The organism is Dokdonella soli, assembly GCF_039523175.1.
Lineage (GTDB): Bacteria > Pseudomonadota > Gammaproteobacteria > Xanthomonadales > Rhodanobacteraceae > Dokdonella_A > Dokdonella_A soli.
In genome coordinates this window covers 178,794-197,738 of record NZ_BAAAEU010000001.1, presented here as the reverse complement: position 1 = coordinate 197,738, position 18,945 = coordinate 178,794, and the positions used below count along the sequence as shown (strand labels likewise).

The window sequence follows — 18,945 nt, the reverse complement described above, 5'->3', positions numbered from 1 at the left end:
CGCGCCAGGCAATGACGGACGCGCGCGCGATCTTCTGGCCGGCCGTCGCGCTGGCGCTGCTGACTCTGATCGTCTGGCTGCGCCTGTTCGTCGTGCGCATCGCAGAGATGTACCGCCTGCGTATCCATCCGCAGAGTGTCGCCACGTCGGCGCGGGCAGCAGAGCGGTTTGTCGATACGCGCGCGGCCGACAATTTCAGGAACCTTTTCGAGCTGCCCGTGCTGTTCTACGTGGCGCTCGGCATCGCATTTGCGATCGTCGCAGTCGACGCGCCGATGCTGATGCTCGCCTGGCTGTTCGTCGCCTTGCGTGTCCTGCACAGCCTGATCCACTGTAGCTACAACCGCGTCATGCATCGTTTCGGCGTCTATGTCGCGAGCGGAATCGTGCTCTGGATGCTCTGGGGCTGGCTGGCCTGGCATCTGTTGCGATGAGCACGGAAGCCCGCTTGCGCTGGCGTGCGCGTCGCGGCACGCGCGAACTGGATCGGCTCCTCGGCTGGTGGCTGGACGAGTGCTATCCGCAAGCCAGCGTCGAAAGACGCGCCGGCTTCGATGCGCTGCTTGATTGTCCGGACCCGGATCTCTGGGACTGGCTGACCGGGCACGCTGCACCCGTCGAGCCGCACTTCGCCGCGATCATCGATGAAATCCGCGCCCACCATCGCGTTTGACTACAGGCCCTCGCGCCGGATCGGCGCTGCGGCCGCAGCGGTCTGCGTGTGCGCCGTACTTGCTCCCTGGTTGAGCGGCTTGCCGTTGCCTGCGCGCGTGATGCTGTCGCTGTTCGCGCTGGCAGCCGGCTCTCACGCGCTGTGGCGTTTCCTGCATCCGCCGTTCCGGCGCGCTGCGTTCCGAGAGTCCGGCTGGCTGCTGGTCGACACGCGAGGCGAGGAGCATCCGGCGCTGCTGGAGTCGCATGCGCATCTCGGCGCGCTGCTCGCACTCAGCCTCCGGTACGCACCGCGCGCGCGCTTCCGTGTGCTGCTGGCACCGGACAATCTCGATGCGGGGTCGCGGCGGCGCCTGGTCGCGATGCTCGCGCGCGCCGAAGTCGTACAGGCCGGCTAGCCTTCTTCGCTTGCCGGCGCACGGCGCTTGCGGCACTCTCGCCGCGGTTCATGGTCGCAGTCTCGTTGCAGCCGACCGACAAGGATTCCTCCGCCCGCATGTTCCGTCCTCTCGAAGTCTTCATCGGCCTGCGCTACACGCGCGCCAAGCGGCGCAATCATTTCATCTCGTTCATCTCGCTGGTCTCGATTCTCGGTATCGCGGTCGGCGTGACCGCGCTGATCACCGTGATCTCGGTGATGAACGGTTTCGACAAGGAACTCAAGGAGCGCATTCTCGGCATGGTCGCGCACGCGACGATCGAGGGCGTGGACGAAACCGTGCGCGACTGGCCGCAAGCGCTGAAGCTCGCGAAAGAGAACGGGCACGTGCTCGGCGCCGCGCCCTATGTCGAACGCCAGGCGATGCTGCAGGGCACACGCGTCAGCGGCGCGATCATCCGCGGCGTGATGCCGGCTCTGGAGCCCAAGGTCTCCGACGTCGATCAGCATATGCGCAAGGGCAGGCTGGACGATCTCGTCGCCGGGCATTTCGACATCGTGCTCGGCAGCGAACTCGCGATGACGCTCGGCGTCGACGTCGGCGATCTCGTCACGGTGTTTGCGCCGGAATTCAGTGCGACGCCGATCGGCGCGATTCCGCGCATGAAGCGCTTCACCGTGGTCGGCATCTTCGAGGTCGGCATGCAGGAATACGATTCCGGCCTCGCCGTCGTGAACATGCAGGACGCACAGACGCTGTACCGGCTCGATGGTCCGACCGGCATTCGCCTCAAGCTGGACGACATGTTCCAGGCGTATCCGATCGGCCGGGACCTGGCCCGCAACCTCGGCAGCCAGTATTACCGCATCACCGACTGGATGCAGGGCCACAGCAACTTCTTCAAGGCGGTCGCGATGGAGAAGAAGGTGATGTTCCTGATCCTTTCGCTGATCGTCGCGGTCGCCGCGTTCAATCTCGTCTCGACACTGGTCATGCTGGTCACCGACAAGCAGGCCGACATCGCGATCCTGCGCACGCTCGGCCAGAGCCCGAACAGCATCATGGGCACATTCATGGTGCAGGGCATCCTCGTCGGCACGCTCGGCATCGCGCTTGGCGTGCTGTTCGGCGTGCTGCTGTCGCTGAACCTCTCCGCGATCGTGCACTGGATCGAGCAGACCTTCCACGTGACGTTTCTGTCGCCGGACGTCTACTACATCAGCGAGTTGCCGAGCGACCTGCATTGGCCGGACGTGATCTGGATCACCGTCACCGCGTTCGCGTTCTGCACGCTGGCGACGCTGTATCCGGCCCGGCGTGCGGCGAAGACCGAGCCGGCGGCGGCGCTGCGGTATGAGTAGCTCGGAATCGGGAGTTGAGAATGGTAAGAGCGCGCAGCTGCGACATCCCTAGTGGTATCACCCCTGCGGAAACCTGCGGGTCCGCCGTTTGCGATTCCCGATTCCCGATTCCCGATTCCCAGCCATGAACGACATCGTCCTCAGCGCCGACAAGATCGCCAAGACCTACCAGGAGGGCAGCCTGCGCACCGATGTGCTCAGCGAGGTGAGTCTGTCGATACGCCGCCACGAGACCGTCGCGATCATCGGCGCGTCGGGCACAGGCAAGAGCACGCTGCTGCACATTCTCGGCGGCCTCGACGCGCCGAGCGCCGGGGAGGTCGTCGTCGAGGGGCAGACGATGTCGCGCCTGTCCGACTGCGCGCGTGGAGAGTTGCGCAATCGCTCGCTCGGCTTCATCTACCAGTTCCATCACCTGCTGCCGGAATTCACAGCGGTCGAGAACGTCTGCATGCCGCTGCTGATCCGCGGCACTGCGATCGGCGAGGCGCGCGAGCGCGCGGTCGCCTTGCTCGAACGGGTCGGGCTCGGCGCGCGGCTCGAGCACAAGCCGGGCGAACTCTCCGGTGGCGAGCGCCAGCGTTGCGCGGTCGCGCGTGCGCTGGTCGCGCGGCCGGCCTGCGTGCTCGGTGACGAGCCGACCGGCAATCTCGACGAGAAGAACGCGGCGCAGGTCTACGACCTGATGCTCGAACTCAATCGCGAGATCGGCACCGCGCTGGTGCTGGTTACGCACGACCACAGGCTTGCGGCGCGCGCGGACCGGATACTCGAACTTTCGGGCGGCGCCCTTCACCCAATCGGGAAGGCGATGTCAGCATGAACACGACCTGGTAGGAGCGGCTCAGCCGCGATGCCTTCCAGGTCCTCCCCTTGAGAGAGATGGTGTTCATCCGCTTCGAAAGCATCGCGGCTGAAGCCGCTCCTACGGGTTGCGACGGTATTGCTGGAAGGAATACGTGGGCAAGGAGCCGACAGCACGAACACTGCACACGCCACTCCTCGGTATCGCCAGTGCAATCGCGTTGCTGTTCGGCGTGCTTGCCGTGCACGCGCTACCGGGGTTGCCGCCACACTGGCTCGATGCCCTGCTCGGGGCGGTTGGATGCGCGGCGCTGTGGCATCCGCGCCTGCGCATTCCGGCGTGCGTGCTGATCGGCTTCGCCTGGTGCGCGTTCCGCGCTGACGTCGCGCTCGATGAGCGTCTGCCACGCGAACTCGAAGGGCGCGATTTCACGGTCACCGGCGTGGTCGACCAGCTACCGGTCGAGCGCAGCGATGCGACACGCTTCGTGCTGCGCATCGAACATGCCGAGCTCGATGGCGCCGAGGTCCCGCTGCGTGGCCGCGCGCGCCTGTCATGGTACGACGGTGCGCCTGACGGTCTCGATGCATGTAGCCGCTGGCAACTGCGCTTGCGCCTGAAGCGGCCGCGCGGACTCGTCAATCGCGGCGGTTTCGATTCGGAACGCCAGGCGCTCGAGCGCGGTATCGCCGCGGTCGGTTACGTGCGCGACGCGGATTCGAACCAACGCCTCGGTGAACGGCGTTTCTGCGTCGACCGGCTGCGCGAGCGCATCTCACACGGCATCGCCGAACGGGTCGCCGATCCGCACGATGCCGCGCTATTGCAGGCGTTCGCGGTCGGCGACACGCGCGGGCTCGACCAGGGCGATTGGGAAGTCGCGCGCGCAAACGGCATTCCGCACCTGATTGCGATCTCCGGTTTCCATGTCGGTGTCGCCGCCGCGTTCGGCGCGCTGGCGATCCAGCTGCTGTGGTGGTTGTGGCCGCGGCTCGGTTTGCACATCGCGTTCCCGATCGCGCAGGCGCCGGCTGCATTCGCGACTGCGGCGCTGTACGGGCTCCTCGCCGGTGGCAGCCTGCCGACCGTGCGCACCGTTGCGATGATCGGTGTGGTCACGCTGACCCGGTTCGGCCGGCGCGCAAGCGGTGGCCCGCATGCGCTCGCGCTTGCGCTGCTGGCGATCCTCGTCGCCGATCCGCTGGCGACGCTGGCGCCGGGTTTCTGGCTTTCCTTCGTCGGCGTCGCGTTCCTGATGTTGTGCCTGACACGCGGACACGGCTTCTTCGGTTTTCTGCGCGAACTCAGCGTCGGCCAGTTGGTGATGACGGTGTCGCTGCTGCCGTTGACGGTCTGGTTCTTCGGCGAGGCCTCGCTGGTCGGCGCGTTGTCGAACCTGATCGCGGTGCCGCTGATCAGCTTCGTGATCGTGCCGTTGTGCTTGCTCGGGATACTCGGCCTGCTGACGGTGCCCGTGCTGGCGATGCCGGTGCTGATCGGCGCCGGCTGGCTCGCGCATGCGCAATGGTGGCTGCTCGAACAGATGGCGACCTGGCCCGGCGCCCATTGGTATCTGCCTGAAGTCACGCCGTGGGCGCTGTTGCTGGCGACGTTCGGAGCTGCATGGATGTTCCTGCCGCGCGGCGTGCCGTTGCGGGGGCTCGGCACGCTGCTGTTCCTGCCCTTGCTGCTGCCTGACCGGCCACTGCCGCCGCCCGGCGCGTTCGAGATGACCATGATCGATGTCGGACAGGGCTCATCCGCATTCGTACGCACGCACGATCATTCGCTATTGTTCGATGCCGGCGCGCGCTACCCATCCGATTTCGATCTCGGCGAAGCAGCCGTGCTGCCGACCCTGCGCTCGCTCGGTGTACGCAAACTCGATGTGCTGATGGTCAGCCACAACGACAACGACCATGCCGGCGGCGCCGCGGCGGTCGCCAAGGCGTGGCCCGAGGCACGGCGCTACGGCGGTGAGCCGGACCGCATGCCGTTGACGACGATGCAGTGTCGCGAGGGCCAGGGCTGGGAATGGGATGGCGTGAGGTTCAGTGTGCTGAATCCCGCCGCGACGGCGCTGGGTGGCGCATCCTCCGCGAGCGGCAACGACCGTTCCTGCGTGCTGCTCGTGGAAGGTGCGGCGGGACGCTTGCTGCTGACCGGCGATATCAGCAAGCGGGTCGAGCCCGGGATCGCTGCGAAAGTCGGGGAGGGGCCTCCACTGGTACTGGCGGTACCGCATCACGGCAGCCGGACCTCGTCGGGCGATGCGTTCGTCGCCGTATTGCGTCCGGTACTGGCGCTGGTCTCGGCCGGCTGGCGCAACCGCTTCGGGCACCCGAACCCACAGGTCGTGCAGCGTTACGCGACCGCGGGCGTTCCCTTGCTGAATACCGCCGACGCGGGCGCACTCGCGGTCCTATTCCCGAACGACGCCCCGCCCCGGCTCGTGTCCGCGGAGCGGGAGCGCCAACGGCGTCACTGGCGTGAATAGCCGGCGGCGCTCTGCAACGTACTGCACAGACCGCGCGGGTCGCGCTGCTATGATGCGCGCTCGTCGCAACCGCAAGTAGAAGGTGGGCTTGTGCTGGAAATCCTGATGGCCGGCAGCTGGGCGATGCTGCCAATCCTGATCTGTTCCGCGGTCACGCTCGCGATCATCCTCGAACGCTTCTGGAGCCTGCGCCGCAAGGCGGTCGTACCGGCCGGTCTCGGCAACGAGGTGCGCGAATGGGCGCGCACGCGCAAGCTCGACCCCGAGCACCTGAACGCGCTGCGCACCAACTCGCCGCTCGGCGAGCTGCTCGCAGCAGCGCTGACCGTGCGCCACCGGCCGCGCGAGGTCATCAAGGAGCGCGTCGAGGACACCGGCCGCCATGTCGTGCACCGGCTCGAACGTTTCCTGAACACGCTCGGCACGATCGCGCTGATTTCTCCCTTGCTCGGCCTGCTCGGCACCGTGTTCGGCCTGATCCGCATGTTCTTCGCGGTGATGGTCAGCGGCGTCGGCGATCCGCTGAAAATGGCTGGCGGTATCGGCGAGGCGCTGGTCTGCACGGCCGCGGGCCTGTGTGTCGCGATTCCGGCCTATGCTTTCCATCGTTATTTTCGCGGCCGGGTTTCCGATCTCGTCGTCGAGATGGAGCGGCAGGTGTTCCTGCTCACCGACGAATTGACCGCGACCGGCGAAACCGTCGCCGCAGCGACTCCCACCGCCGCGCCCGCGGCGGTGCGTGTGGCGCGCACAGCGACCTGATCGCATGCGCATCGCTTCCGCCCGCCGCGAGGACGATTTCGAGATCAACGTGATCTCGCTGATCGACGTGCTGCTGACCCTGCTGATGTTCTTCGTGCTGACCACGACGTTCGTGCAGCACTCGCGCATGCAGGTCACGCTGCCGCAGGCCGAGTCGGCCGAGCAGAGTGAGCAGCGCGAGGCGCTGACCGTGATGATCGACCGCGACGGCCACTATTTCATCGACAACAACGAAGTGCTGAATCCCGGCCTCGACTCCCTGAAGGAAGCGATCGAACGGGTCGGCGGCGAAGACCATACCCGTCCGGTGATGCTACGAGCCGATGCGCTGACGCCGCACCAGGCCGTGGTGACCGCGATGGATGCGCTCGGCGCGCTCGGCTTCACGCGCCTGTCGATCGCGACGACGCAGGCGCAGGCGGCAGGCAAGAAATGAGTGCCGCGCCCGCTCGTTCAGGGCTGGCCATCTATCTCAGGCTGCTCGGCTACACGCGGCGATACTGGCCGGTCGCGATCATCGCCGTGGTGGGGATGGTCATCGACGCGGCGTGCATGGGCGTGTTCGCGCGCGCGATCAAGCCGATGCTCGACAACCTGTTCATCTCGCACGACAAGGTCTGGATCTTCTGGATGCCGATCATCATCGTCGCGATCTTCTTCGTGCGCAGCATCGCGATGTACGTGACCGACTACGGCACGGCGTACATCGGTCGCGGCGTCGTGCAGCAGTTGCGCCAGCAGGTGTTCGACCACTACCTGCACTTGCCGTCCGCGTTCTTCGACCGCGAATCCTCGGGGCATCAGATCGCGCGCATCACCTACAGCTCGGAGCAGGTCGCGCAGGCCTCGACCGATGCGGTCAAGATCGCGGTCGTGGACGGCCTCACCGTGGTGTTCTACGTCATCGTGATGCTGCTCGCCAGCGTGCGGCTGACCCTGGTGCTGCTGGTCATGGTGCCCCTGGTCGGCGCGCTGGTCGCCTACGTCGGTCGCCGCTACCGGCGCATCAGCCATCGCATCCAGGGCTCGATGGGCACGGTGACCGGCGTCGTCGAGGAAGCGGTCGGCGCGAACCGCGAGGTCAAGGTGTTCGGAGGCCAGCGCTACGAATCGAACCGCTTCAACAAGGTGTCCGACCAGACCCGCAAACTCGCGCTCAAGATCGCCGCCACGAACGGCATGGCGAGTTCGTTCGTGCAGCTGATCGCCGCGATCACGTTGGCGATCATCATCTACTTCGCGACGCGGCATCCCATGCTGACTCAACTGTCGCCGGGCGCGTTCACCTCGTTGATCCTCGCGATGGGCGGCATCCTGCCGTCGCTGAAACGCCTGACCACGGTGCAGGCGAACCTGCAGCGCGGCCTCGCCGCGGCGGACGAGATCTTCACCTTGATCGACCTGCCCGGCGAACGCGATGACGGACGCACCGAACTCGCGACGTTCGCACGCGAGCTCGAGTTCCGCGACGTGCACATGCGCTATTCGGAGGACGCGAAGCCGGCGCTGCGCGGGGTGAGCCTCGCGTGCGTACGCGGCAGCGTGACCGCGCTGGTCGGCCGCTCCGGCAGCGGCAAATCAACCTTGGCCAGCCTGATCCCGCGCTTCTACGAACCGACCGCCGGCAGCGTGCGGATCGATGGCCATGCGCTCGGCGACTACACGCTGGAGAGCCTGCGCCGGCAGATCGCCTGGGTCGGCCAGACCGTGACCCTGTTCGACGACAGCATCGCGCGCAACATCGCCTACGGCGCGCTCGCCGATGCCAGCGAAGCCGATATCGTCGCTGCCGCCGAAGCCGCCAACGCGATGGAGTTCATCCGCCAGTTGCCGGATGGCATCCACAGTCGGGTCGGCGAGGGCGGCGCACTGCTTTCGGGCGGCCAGCGTCAGCGCATCGCGATCGCACGCGCGCTGCTCAAGAACGCGCCGATCCTGATCCTCGACGAGGCGACCAGCGCGCTCGACAGCGAATCCGAGCGCCTGATCCAGGACGCACTGAACCGGCTGATCCGCGACCGCACCGTGATCGTGATCGCGCATCGCCTGTCGACCATCGAGCATGCCGACCAGATCGTCGTGCTCGACCGCGGCCTGATCGTCGAGCAGGGCACGCACGCGGCGTTGCTCGCGCGCGGCGGCGACTACGCGATGCTGCACCGCATGCAATTCAAGGATGACTCTGCAGCGCCCACGTTTGCCGTCGAGAATTGAGATGGGTGGTCTCGCCGCGCGGATCGAGCGCATCTGGTACGCCGGCACAGCGGTGCCGGTCTGGCTGAGCGCGCTGGTACCGGTCTACAAGGCGCTGCGCGCATTGCATCAGGCACCGTACCGTCTGGGCTGGCGCAAGCCGGCACGCCTACCGGTGCCGGTGATCGTGGTCGGCAACCTGACCGCAGGCGGCAGCGGCAAGACGCCGCTGGTGATCGCGCTGGTCGATGCCTTGCGAACGCGCGGTTTCCGGCCCGGCGTGGTCAGCCGTGGCTACGGCGGAACGCAGCGTGATCCGCTGCTGCTCGATGACATGCCGGAACCGGCAAGAGTCGGCGACGAGCCTTGCCTGATTCGCCGGCGTACCGGTGCGGCGGTCGCGGTCGGGCGCGATCGCGCGCACGCGGCGACGCTGCTGCTCGGGCGCGGCGTCGATGTGGTGATCGCCGATGACGGTCTGCAGAATCCTCGGCTGGCCCGTGATATCGAGATCTGCGTGATCGATGGCCAGCGCCGGTTCGGCAACGGTCGGCTGCTGCCGGCAGGCCCGTTGCGCGAACCGGTTGCGCGGCTTGCCGACGTTGCTTTTCGCCTATGCAACGGCGGTGTGGCACAACCCGGTGAGACGGCCATGCGTCTGGTCGGCGAGATGGCTGTCGCGGTAGCCGGCGGCAGCGGCACCCGGCCGCTGGAATCGTTCGCCGGGCAGCGTGTGCACGCGGTCGCCGCGATCGGCAATCCTGAGCGTTTCTTCGTCAGCCTGCGTGCACACGGCATCGACGTCGTGCCGCACGCGTTTGCGGATCACCACGCATTCCTGCCGTCGGACCTTGCATTTGGCGATGACCTGCCGGTGCTGATGACCGAGAAGGACGCGATCAAGTGCACCCGTTTCGCGGGTGCGAACGCCTGGTGCATACCGGTGCGCGCCGAGCTGGCGGATACGTTCTTCGATGCAGTGGCCGGGCGATTGCGGTCGACGAGCTGCGCGCCGATTGAAATCCCGTGAGTCGGTTTGGTTTCCCGCGGACCGATTCGAATGCTTGTGCGCGTTTCAAAAATGAAGCATTTCCGGCCAATCCGGTCCGATCTGAAAGATTGCCGAAACAACCCTGCGTCACTATGATGCCCGCGCGCCGTTCCCGGCGCGTTTTCCTGTCCAGCGAGGTTCCCTCCGTGGAATGCTGCAGTAGCCCCAGACGAAGCAGCGCTGCCACCACGGAGCGAATGGCCGGCTGAACCCTGCCTGCGTCGGCGAGACGACGCACTGACAGCGATTCCGGCGATTCCCGCGGCGGCAGCGTGATCGATCTGCCCGTCCCGATTCCGGAGTCGCCATGTTCAAGTTCACCCTCTTCGCCGCCACGGTGCCGGCCGCGCTGCGTATCGGCGGCAACGACGCTCGCCGCAATGGCCAGGCCAATCACCCGTTGCTCGAGTTCGTACACGTGGATGGCGCCGAGACACTGGCGCGCCTCGGCGTCAGCGGCGATGGGCTGTCCGCGGCCGAAGTCGAGTCGCGACTCGAGGAATACGGCCCGAACGTCGTTGCACAGGAGAAGAAGCGGCCGTTCCTGCTCGAGATCGGGCACCGGTTTTTAACCAATCCGATCAATATCTTGCTGACGGTTCTTGCGGTCGTTTCGTGGCTCGGCGACGACGCGGTCGGGGCCTCGATCATGCTCGCGATGGTGTTCATGGCCGTGTTCCTGTCGTATTTCCAGGAAGCGCGGACCGGGCGCGCGGTCGAGCAGCTGCGCAGCATGGTCAGCAATACCGCGACCGCGCGGCGCCTGCCGGAACCGCCGGACAGTGGCGACGAGGACGCCGAACCGGTCGCGCCGGTCGCGCAGAAGACCGAGGTGCCGATCGACCACCTCGTGCCAGGTGATGTCGTGCACCTGTCGGCCGGCGACATGATCCCGGCCGACCTGCGCCTGCTCAGCGCGAAGGACCTGTTCATCAACCAGTCCGCGCTGACCGGCGAATCGATGCCGGTCGAGAAGTTCGCCGGCGTCGATGCCGATGCGAAGGCGCCGCTGGAGGCGCGCAACCTCTGCTTCATGGGCAGCAATGTGATCAGCGGCAGCGCGACCGGCGTGATCGCGGCGACCGGCGGCAGGACCTATTTCGGCGCACTCGCCGGATCGCTGGTCGGCCAGCGCGTGCAGACCAGCTTCGACAGGGGCGTCCAGCGCTTCGCCTGGCTGATGATCCGCTTCATGGCGGTCATGGTGCCGGTGGTGTTCCTGCTCAACGGCATCATCAAGGGCGCCTGGTTCGATGCGTTCATGTTCGCGGTCGCGGTCGCGGTCGGCCTGACCCCGGAAATGCTGCCGATGATCGTCACCATCAATCTCGCCAAGGGCGCGATGGCGATGGCGAAGAAGGACGTGATCGTGAAGCGCCTCAACGCGATCCAGAACTTCGGCGCGATCGATGTGCTGTGCACCGACAAGACCGGCACGCTGACCCAGGACAAGGTGATCCTGGAACGCCACGTGGACATCCGGGGCGACGAAGATGAGCACGTGCTCGAATTCGCCTACCTCAACAGCCACTACCAGACCGGTCTCAAGAACCTGCTCGACCTCGCCGTGCTTGAGCGCGTCGACGACAAGCTGCGTGCTCATCTGCACAGCGAATACACGCTGGTGGACGAAGTGCCGTTCGACTTCACGCGCCGGCGCATGTCGGTGATCGTCAAGAACAGCGCCGGACGCCATTTCCTGATCGCCAAGGGCGCGGTCGCCGAAATGGTCGGCATCTGCGCTGCGTCGCGTACCCCCGATGGCGACGAAGCCATGTCGGAGGGCATGCTCGCCGAGGTGCGCGGCGTTGCGCGCGACATGAACGATGATGGCTTCCGCGTGATCGCGCTGGGCATGCGCGAGATCGAGGCGAAGGCGGCTTACTCGCTGGCCGACGAGACCGGCCTCACGCTGATGGGCTTCATCGCGTTCCTCGATCCGCCCAAGGACAGCGCGGCCGATGCGATCAAGGCGCTCAACGAGAACGGCGTGGCGGTGAAGATTCTCACCGGTGACAACGACATCGTCACGCGCAACGTCTGCCGCCAGGTCGGATTCCAGGTCGACAAATACCTGGTCGGCCCGCAGGTCGAAGCCATGAGCGACGAGGAACTCAGCGTCGCGACGCGTGACACTCAGGTATTCGCACGTCTGAACCCGCAGCAGAAAGTACGCGTGATCGAAGCATTGCACCGCGATGGCCACGTGGTCGGTTTCATGGGCGACGGCATCAACGACGGTCCCGCGCTGCGCGCGGCCGACGTCGGTATCTCGGTCGATACCGCGGTCGACATCGCCAAGGAAGCCGCCGACATCATCCTGCTCGAGAAGAGCCTGATGGTGCTCGAGGAGGGGGTGCTCGAAGGCCGCAAGGTGTTCGGCAACATCCTCAAGTACATCAAGATGACCGCCAGCTCGAACTTCGGCAACATGTTCAGCGTGCTCGGCGCCAGCGCGTTCCTGCCGTTCCTGCCGATGGCCGCAGTGCAGATCCTGCTCAACAACCTGCTCTACGATTTTTCGCAGACCTCGGTCGCGACCGACGAGGTCGACAAGGAATACCTTGCCAAGCCGCGCCAGTGGGACATGCCGGCGATCACGCGCTTCGTGCTGTTCATCGGCCCGATCAGCTCGATCTTCGACTACGCGACGTTTGCGATCATGTGGTTCGTGTTCAAGGCGAACGCGCCCGAGCACGCGACGCTGTTCCAGACCGGCTGGTTCGTCGAATCGCTGCTCTCGCAGACCTTGATCGTGCACGTGATCCGCACCGGCAAGCTGCCGTTCTTCGAGAGTCGCGCAAGCCTGCCGTTGACCCTGACCGGCATCGTGATCTGCGCGGCCGGCGCACTGCTGCCGTACTCGCCGCTGGCCGCGAAGTTCGGCTTCCAGCCGCTGCCAGGCCTCTATTGGTTGTACCTGGCGGCCATCCTTGGCGCCTACATGCTGCTGACGCAGTTCGTGAAGGTGCGGCTGATCCGGCGCTTCGGGATGCTCTAGACGAACAGAGGGAGTCCCCCCGGCTCTGCCGGGGAGGCAGCAGAAGTTTGACAGTTGCTGCGGTGTCCCGACGGAGCCGTTCGCCCTGAGGTATCAAAGGGCGAACCCACGCGGTGTCGCGCCGTTCATGCTTCGATACCTCAGCACGAACGGATGAGAGGCGTAACGAACGTGAGCAGAGCAACCCTGCGAAGCGCTTCGGACCGTCCGGCTGCTGCTCTTCTCGGCCGCTTTGAGCGGCTCCGCTACTAAGGCCCCCGGCTTTGCGGGGGATACTTACGCTCCTGGCGCGCCGGGGCCCGATCGAGCGGTTAGTCCTTTCCCGATAGCCCGCCAGATCCGCGCGTGTACCGGAATCTGGCGCCGGATGGGAGCGAACCCATCCGGCCGCGGTCGGCTGGCGCTACTGGAAATCGATGCGCTGATCGATGCCGCTGGCGCGTTCCAGCTCGATCAATGCCTGCGCCGCGTCCGCCAGCGCGCTCTCGTATGCCTGGCGCGTTTCGTTGGCCGAGCGTTGCGCATCGAGCAATTCGAGCAGCGTGCTGGCGCCACGCTGGTAGCTGTAGCGCTTGGCAGCGAGCAGCTCGTCGGCAGACTTCAGCACGTTTTCCTGGAATTTCACTACGCGCTCCAGGGCGGCACGGTATTGCGCATCCGCCGTGCGCAGTCCGACTTCAGCCTTGAGCTCGGCGGACGCCAGTTGCGTTTCGGCCTGGTCCGAAGCCGCAAAGGCCTTGCGCACGCCATACTGGCCCTGGTCGAACAATGGGATCGGCACCGATACATTGAGCGTGAGCGCATTGAACGCTGGTGTCGGATTGATCGGATGATTGATCGCGACCGCTCCGTTGTGGGTGTACGAAAGGCCGAGATCGACGTTGGGAATGCGAGCCGCCTTGGCCAGTTGCACGCCGCTGGTGGCAGCGTCGCGTGCGTGTCGCAGCGCGACCAGATCCGGACGTTGTTTGAGCATCTCGCTGATCGTGGCGTCGACGTCATAGGAGTGCGGTTTCAGCTTGAGCGTTCCGACGACGTTGAATTTCGTTCGTCCGCGATTGCGGCCGAGAAATGTCGACAAGGCGAACCGCGCCTGTTCCGCATCCGCCTCGGCCTTGCGCAGATCATTGCTGAACTGGAGTTCCTCGAGCCGGGTCTGGGTGAGGTCGGGCTTGCCGATGTCGCCGGCCGAATAGCGATGCTCCTGCGCGCGGCTGAGATCGGCGAGAAATCCCGCGGCGATGCGCAGCCGGTCGACATTGTCCTGCGCGGCGAGCGTATCGGCGTAGGCCGACGCCGCATCGAGCTTGAGGTTGCGCAGGAAGTCGTCCAGCGTTGCGGCGGCGGCGCGCAAGGTCTGGTCGGCGACCTTGGTGCGCCACTTGCGCTTGCCGCCCGTCTCGATGACTTCATCGAGTCCATAGGTCTTGCTTTCGACCTGGCGTAGCCGGGCGGGGCGCCCATCGTTGCCGATGCCGATCTTGTCGTGGAAGGTCAGATCGCGGTTGCCGTTCAACGACAGGGTCGGATTCGGCAGCAATCGCGCTGCGGCCGCGTCGGCAGCCGCCATGTCGACGTTGTAGCGCGCCGCCGCGTAGTCGAGATTGGCCTCGAGCACTTCGTGGATGAACGTTGGCCAGCTCAGCGACTGCTCGGCCGGCTCCGATGCGTCGACCTTCCAGCTGTCGAGCGGTGCGCCGAAACCCGCATACGGATTGGCCGTCGTCGATGGTGGGGCCGCAAGCGCGTTCCGGATGTTCGTGCCCGTGACCACGTCCGTCGCGTGTGCGCCGCAGAGCCACAGCACGGCCAGGGCGGCCAGATGGGTCTTTCTCATGTCGCATCTCCGGACAAGTCGGTGTCGAGCGTCTGGTCCAGCTGGCGCGTGGATGTCCGTATGCGCTCGGCGACACGCGTTTCGATCAGGTAGTACAGGGTGGGCAGTACGAGCAGGGTCAGCACGGTTGCGGTGATCAAACCGCCGACGACGACGGTCGCGAGCGGCCGCTGCACATCGCTGCCCAGGCCGTGCGCCAGCGCGGCCGGCAACAGGCCGAGCATCGCGACGGATGCGGTCATCAGCACCGGCCGGAAGCGTTCGGCGGCGCCGTGGATAACCGCATCCAGCAGATCGGATCCGCTGTCGCGCCAGCGATTGAGGTTGGACACCATGATGATGCCGTTCTGCACCGCGACGCCGGACAGTGCGATGAAGCCGACCGCGCTGGACACGTTGAGGGTCATGCCGCGCAGGTGCAGCGCGAGCAGGCCGCCGAGCGTGGCGAGCGGCAGCGTCAGCAGGATCAGGATCGCGTGGCGCGCGGTGCGGAATGCCGCGTACAAAAGCACGAACATCAGCGCGACGACGATCGGCACGATCAGCATCAGGCGCTGCTGTGCGCGCTGCTGGTTCTCGAACTGGCCGCCCCAGCTGACCTGGTACTTGACGTGGTCGTACTTGACCGCGGCGTCGATCTTCGGCTGTGCCTCGGCCAGGAACGAGCCGAGATCGCGGCCGCGCAGGTTGAGCTTCACGGTGACGTGGCGATGCCCCATCTCGCGCGTGATCGTGCTTTCGCCGGACCTGATCTCGATCTTCGCGACCTGCGCCAGCGGCACGTGTGCTCCGCTGGGCGTGGTCAGCAGAAGGTCTCCGAGCTTGTCGGGGTCGTCGCGCGTGAAGCCGGCCAGCTTGACTGTGATCGGATACACGCGTTCGCCGACATAGAGCTGGCTCTGCGCGCCGCCGCTGATGCCGCTGCTGATCAGGTCGGAGACATCGTCGGCGTTGAGCCCGTAACGCGCTGCCGCCTCGCGGTCCAGCGTGATGCGCACCTGCGGCAGCGGCGGCTCCTGATCCATTGCGACGTCGACCGCGCCGCTCACGGTCGCCAGCGTCTGCATGATGCCGACCGCGATGCGGCGCAGTTCCGCGAAATCCTCACCATGGACCTTGATCACCAGTTCGCTGTGCGCGCCGGCGAGCTTGTCGTAGACGCCGTCGATCATCGGCTGGTTGAACTGCACGTCGACGCCGGGCAGGCGTTTGTAGCGCGCCGCGAGTTTCTCGATCAGCTCCTGCTTGGTCATTCCCGACTTCCAGGTGTCGTACGGGTGCAGGGTCACCGCGCATTCGATGTGCGAGGGCGTGAACGGATCAGTACCGTCGTCGTTGCGGCCGAGCTGGGTGACGATATGTTCGACTTCGGGGAATTCGAGCGTCGCATTGCGCAGATCCGTTGCGTACTCGCTGGCCTTGTTCAGCGAAATGCCCTGCGGCAGCGTCACCTGCAGCCACAGCGAGCCTTCATCGAGATAGGGCAGGAAATCGCGGCCGATGGTCAGGAGCAGGCCTAGGACCACGACCAGCGAAGCGGCGCAAATGCCGAGCGCGAGCCGCGAGCGCGAAGCAAATTTTCCCAGCAGGGCTTGGTAGCGTGTGTTCGCCAGCTCGATGACGCGATTGTGGAACACCGCGCGTGGCTTGCGGTACGCGACGTAGGCGAGACCGGGAATCAGGGTCAGCGCAACCATCAGCGCACCGACTAGCGAGAAGCCGACCGCCCAGGCCATCGGCGAGAACAGCTTGTATTCGACACGCTGGAACGAGAACAGCGGGATGTACGCGGTGATGATGATCAGGGTCGCGAAGAACACCGGCCTGCCGACCTGGATGGACGCCATGTAGACATCCCGCAAGGTGAGCGGCCGGCCTTCGTTCGCTTCGCGTTGGCGCAGCACGTTCTCCAACACGACGATCGCGCCGTCGACGAGGATGCCGAAGTCGATCGCGCCCAGCGACAACAGGTTCGCGGGGATATGCGCGTGATGCATGAACACGAACGCGATCAGCAGCGACAGCGGAACCGTCAACGCGACGATGATCGCGGCGCGCGGGCTGCCGAGGAACAGCAGCAGGATCAGCGTGACCAGTACCAGCCCCTCGGTCAGCGTGTGCGACACCGTATGCACGGTCGCGCCGATCAGCATGCTGCGGTCGATGTACGGCACCACCTTTACGTCCGGCGGCAGCAGTTTGGAATTCAGTTCCTCGACGGCCTGGTGCACGCGCGGGATCACCTCGGCCGCCGGCTCGTTCTTGAGCAGCAGCGTGATGCCTTCGATATGGTCGGACTGATGGTCGTAGCCGAGGATGCCGTGACGTTCGACATTGCCGAGCGTGACCGCGCCGAGGTCGCGGATGCGCACTGGCGTGCCGTCCTTGGTGGTCAGCACGACGACGTTGCCTAGGTCGTCCAGGCCGCCGATTAGGCCGATGCCGCGCACAACGAAGCCCTGCTCGCCGCGCGTGATCACGCTGCCGCCGGCGTTGCTGTTGTTCGCCTTGACCGCGGCTTCGACCTGGGCCAGCGACAGGTTGTACTTGACCAGGCGCTGCGGATCGAGGGTGAGCTGGTAGGTCGTGGTGAGGCCGCCGAAATTCGCGACGTCGACGACGCCGGGTACCGCTTTCAGCCGCGGGATCACGGTCCAGAGCTGCAGTTCGGACAGTTCACGCAGCGAGTGCGTCTTCGATTCGAGCGTGTAGCGGTAGATCTCGCCGATCGGCGAGGTCAATGCGTCGAGGCCGGGCTGCGCGCCGTAGGGCAGCGTGATGTTCTGCAGGCGTTCCTGCAGGCGCTGGCGCGACCAGTAGTCCTCGACGCCGTCCTTGAACACGACCGTGATCAGCGACAGCGCGAACGTGCTCTTCGAACGCAGCACCTCGATGCCGGGCGTGTTGATCAGCCCGCGTTCGAGCGGAATCGTGATCTGCCGTTCCACTTCCTCGGCGGCGAGGCCGGGCACCTGGGTCACCACCTGCGAGGTGGTGTCGGCGATGTCGGGATAGGCTTCGATCGGCAATTGGAGGAACGAGACGGCGCCGTACAGCGCGACGAACACGAACACCATCCAGACGACGATGCGCTGCCTGAGGCACAGGGCAACCAGGCGCTCAATCATGGAACAGCACTCCGTTGCGGGTCACGATGCGCTCGCCGGACTTGACACCCTGGCGAACCTCGGTGAGACCGCCGATGTGCGGGCCGGCGAGGATCTCGCGCGGCTCGAACGTCCATGGCGAGGTCTCGACGTAGACCAGGGTCTTCTCCTCGTTCTGCACGAGGGCGGTGGTCGGCAGGGTCAGTGCCGTATGCGTTTCGCCTACGAACTGCACGTTGGCGAACATGCCGGGCTTCAGGCGCCGCTCCGGATTGTCGAACGCGATGCGCACCTTCACCGTGCGCGTATCGCTGTCGAGCATGTCGCCGATGAACTTGACCGTGCCCTTGAACGTCTCGCCGGGGTAGGCCGACAAGGTTGCGGCGATCGCCTCGCCGACCTTGATCGCGGACAGGTCCTTTTCCTGCACGCTCGCGGTGAACCATACCGTCGACAGGTCGGCGATCGTCATCAGCGCCGCGGTGTTGTCGTTCGCGTACGTGCCCGGCGTCGCGGCGAGATCGACGACGCGCCCCGCGATCGGCGATTTGACGGTGAGCACGCGTGGCGATTCCTTCGCGTTCGGCGCGATGCCCAGTTGGGCGAGGCGTGCCTTCGCGCGCTCCAGGTCGCTTGCCGCGCTTGCGTGGTCGGCCTCGGCCTGCTCGACCTCCTTGGTCGCGGCGATCTCGTGCGCACGCAGGTCGTTCGCGCGGTCGAGTGCGTGCTGGGTCAGGCGCAGCTGCGCTTCGGCGTGCTGCAGGTCCGAACGCGCCTGGGCGAGATCGGCGGAGTCGATCGTGAACAACGGCTGCCCGACCTGGATCGCGTCGCCGAGGCGTACCTGCAGCGCAACGATCCGGCCCGACAGCGGCGGCAGGATCCTGGCGAGACGCGCCGGATCGGCCTCGATGACCGCGGGCGCCGACATCGGCGCCTGCAATGATTGTTCGGCGACGCTGCCGATGTCGAGCGACTGGCGCAGCGCCGAGTCCTGCGGCACGAACAGCGCGCTGCCCTTGTGCACGAATGCAGGCGAATCGCTGGCGGCCGCGGCGACATTCGTCCGCGCCTGCGGACGCAGGGCGAGCACGGCGATCGCGAGCACTGCGATGCCGATGGCGCCGTACACGATGAAACGCGGACTTGTGCGCATGATGGACTCCGATCGCTGGCTGCTGATGGCATGGACGCGCCGCGCAATGCGCGGCAACGTGGGTGGGTCGCTTCGAAGGTCCGGATCGTGCCGCGGTCAGATGACGACCGTGCGCGATGTCGA

General features: G+C 66.0%; 14 protein-coding genes. 11 read left to right on the top strand and 3 right to left on the bottom strand.

Annotation, left to right across the window (positions count from 1 at the left end; genetic code table 11):
- Positions 1 to 11: 11 nt before the first annotated feature.
- The 11 genes from ABD002_RS00905 to mgtA all read left to right on the top strand — a co-directional run bounded on the left by ABD002_RS00905 (position 12) and on the right by mgtA (position 12,722).
- Entirely contained in the window at positions 12 to 434 is a 423-nt protein-coding gene (locus ABD002_RS00905; RefSeq protein WP_343786188.1) for an MAPEG family protein, read from the top strand.
- Positions 431 to 673, top strand: coding sequence for an FAD assembly factor SdhE (locus tag ABD002_RS00900; protein ID WP_343786186.1), 243 nt, complete (start codon positions 431 to 433; stop codon positions 671 to 673). The genes ABD002_RS00905 and ABD002_RS00900 overlap by 4 nt, the downstream gene beginning before the upstream one ends.
- Complete coding sequence (locus ABD002_RS00895) at positions 645 to 1,070, top strand: hypothetical protein (RefSeq protein ID WP_343786184.1); 426 nt, start codon at positions 645 to 647, stop codon at positions 1,068 to 1,070. Before ABD002_RS00900 ends, ABD002_RS00895 begins: the two co-directional genes overlap by 29 nt.
- Before the next feature lie 98 nt (positions 1,071 to 1,168).
- Positions 1,169 to 2,413 (top strand): lipoprotein-releasing ABC transporter permease subunit, encoded by a 1,245-nt coding sequence (locus tag ABD002_RS00890; protein WP_343786182.1) that lies wholly within the window; start codon positions 1,169 to 1,171, stop codon positions 2,411 to 2,413.
- Between the two features lie 124 nt (positions 2,414 to 2,537).
- Complete coding sequence (lolD, locus tag ABD002_RS00885; RefSeq protein ID WP_343786180.1) at positions 2,538 to 3,236, top strand: lipoprotein-releasing ABC transporter ATP-binding protein LolD; 699 nt, start codon at positions 2,538 to 2,540, stop codon at positions 3,234 to 3,236.
- A gap of 136 nt (positions 3,237 to 3,372) precedes the next feature.
- Positions 3,373 to 5,715: a DNA internalization-related competence protein ComEC/Rec2 gene (locus tag ABD002_RS00880; RefSeq protein ID WP_343786178.1), complete on the top strand. Its 2,343-nt coding sequence runs from the start codon at positions 3,373 to 3,375 to the stop codon at positions 5,713 to 5,715.
- 90 nt (positions 5,716 to 5,805) lie between these two features.
- A complete protein-coding gene (locus ABD002_RS00875; protein WP_343786176.1) occupies positions 5,806 to 6,477 on the top strand; it encodes a MotA/TolQ/ExbB proton channel family protein in 672 nt (223 codons plus the stop codon).
- Between the two features lie 4 nt (positions 6,478 to 6,481).
- Complete coding sequence (locus ABD002_RS00870) at positions 6,482 to 6,913, top strand: ExbD/TolR family protein (protein WP_343786174.1); 432 nt, start codon at positions 6,482 to 6,484, stop codon at positions 6,911 to 6,913.
- Positions 6,910 to 8,691, top strand: coding sequence for a lipid A export permease/ATP-binding protein MsbA (gene msbA, locus ABD002_RS00865; protein WP_343786172.1), 1,782 nt, complete (start codon positions 6,910 to 6,912; stop codon positions 8,689 to 8,691). The genes ABD002_RS00870 and msbA overlap by 4 nt, the downstream gene beginning before the upstream one ends.
- 1 nt (position 8,692) lies before the next feature.
- Positions 8,693 to 9,700 carry a tetraacyldisaccharide 4'-kinase gene (gene lpxK, locus ABD002_RS00860; RefSeq protein ID WP_343786170.1) on the top strand — a complete coding sequence of 336 codons (1,008 nt, stop codon included), beginning with the start codon at positions 8,693 to 8,695 and terminating at the stop codon, positions 9,698 to 9,700.
- A gap of 328 nt (positions 9,701 to 10,028) precedes the next feature.
- Positions 10,029 to 12,722, top strand: a complete 2,694-nt coding sequence (mgtA, locus tag ABD002_RS00855) for a magnesium-translocating P-type ATPase (protein ID WP_343786168.1) — start codon at positions 10,029 to 10,031, stop codon at positions 12,720 to 12,722.
- A gap of 403 nt (positions 12,723 to 13,125) precedes the next feature.
- Here mgtA and ABD002_RS00850 read toward each other — a convergent pair whose 3' ends face one another.
- Genes ABD002_RS00850 through ABD002_RS00840 form a run of 3 tightly spaced genes read right to left on the bottom strand, consistent with a single transcriptional unit; the run spans position 13,126 to position 18,822 of the window.
- Positions 13,126 to 14,559: a TolC family protein gene (locus ABD002_RS00850; RefSeq protein ID WP_343786166.1), complete on the bottom strand. Its 1,434-nt coding sequence runs from the start codon at positions 14,557 to 14,559 to the stop codon at positions 13,126 to 13,128.
- Entirely contained in the window at positions 14,556 to 17,687 is a 3,132-nt protein-coding gene (locus ABD002_RS00845) for an efflux RND transporter permease subunit (RefSeq protein WP_343786164.1), read from the bottom strand. The genes ABD002_RS00850 and ABD002_RS00845 overlap by 4 nt, the downstream gene beginning before the upstream one ends.
- Entirely contained in the window at positions 17,680 to 18,822 is a 1,143-nt protein-coding gene (locus ABD002_RS00840; RefSeq protein WP_343786162.1) for an efflux RND transporter periplasmic adaptor subunit, read from the bottom strand. The genes ABD002_RS00845 and ABD002_RS00840 overlap by 8 nt, the downstream gene beginning before the upstream one ends.
- Between the last annotated feature and the right edge of the window lie 123 nt (positions 18,823 to 18,945).

What these genes read in the sequence shown, in the direction of transcription:
- ABD002_RS00905 (WP_343786188.1), top strand. Translation starts at nt 12, where the DNA reads ATGACGGACGCGCGCGCGATCTTCTGGCCGGCCGTCGCGCTGGCGCTG.
- ABD002_RS00900 (WP_343786186.1), top strand. Translation starts at nt 431, where the DNA reads ATGAGCACGGAAGCCCGCTTGCGCTGGCGTGCGCGTCGCGGCACGCGC.
- ABD002_RS00895 (WP_343786184.1), top strand. Translation starts at nt 645, where the DNA reads ATGAAATCCGCGCCCACCATCGCGTTTGACTACAGGCCCTCGCGCCGG.
- ABD002_RS00890 (WP_343786182.1), top strand. Translation starts at nt 1,169, where the DNA reads ATGTTCCGTCCTCTCGAAGTCTTCATCGGCCTGCGCTACACGCGCGCC.
- lolD (WP_343786180.1), top strand. Translation starts at nt 2,538, where the DNA reads ATGAACGACATCGTCCTCAGCGCCGACAAGATCGCCAAGACCTACCAG.
- ABD002_RS00870 (WP_343786174.1), top strand. Translation starts at nt 6,482, where the DNA reads ATGCGCATCGCTTCCGCCCGCCGCGAGGACGATTTCGAGATCAACGTG.
- msbA (WP_343786172.1), top strand. Translation starts at nt 6,910, where the DNA reads ATGAGTGCCGCGCCCGCTCGTTCAGGGCTGGCCATCTATCTCAGGCTG.
- lpxK (WP_343786170.1), top strand. Translation starts at nt 8,693, where the DNA reads ATGGGTGGTCTCGCCGCGCGGATCGAGCGCATCTGGTACGCCGGCACA.
- mgtA (WP_343786168.1), top strand. Translation starts at nt 10,029, where the DNA reads ATGTTCAAGTTCACCCTCTTCGCCGCCACGGTGCCGGCCGCGCTGCGT.
- ABD002_RS00850 (WP_343786166.1), bottom strand. Translation starts at nt 14,559, where the DNA reads ATGAGAAAGACCCATCTGGCCGCCCTGGCCGTGCTGTGGCTCTGCGGC.
- ABD002_RS00845 (WP_343786164.1), bottom strand. Translation starts at nt 17,687, where the DNA reads ATGATTGAGCGCCTGGTTGCCCTGTGCCTCAGGCAGCGCATCGTCGTC.
- ABD002_RS00840 (WP_343786162.1), bottom strand. Translation starts at nt 18,822, where the DNA reads ATGCGCACAAGTCCGCGTTTCATCGTGTACGGCGCCATCGGCATCGCA.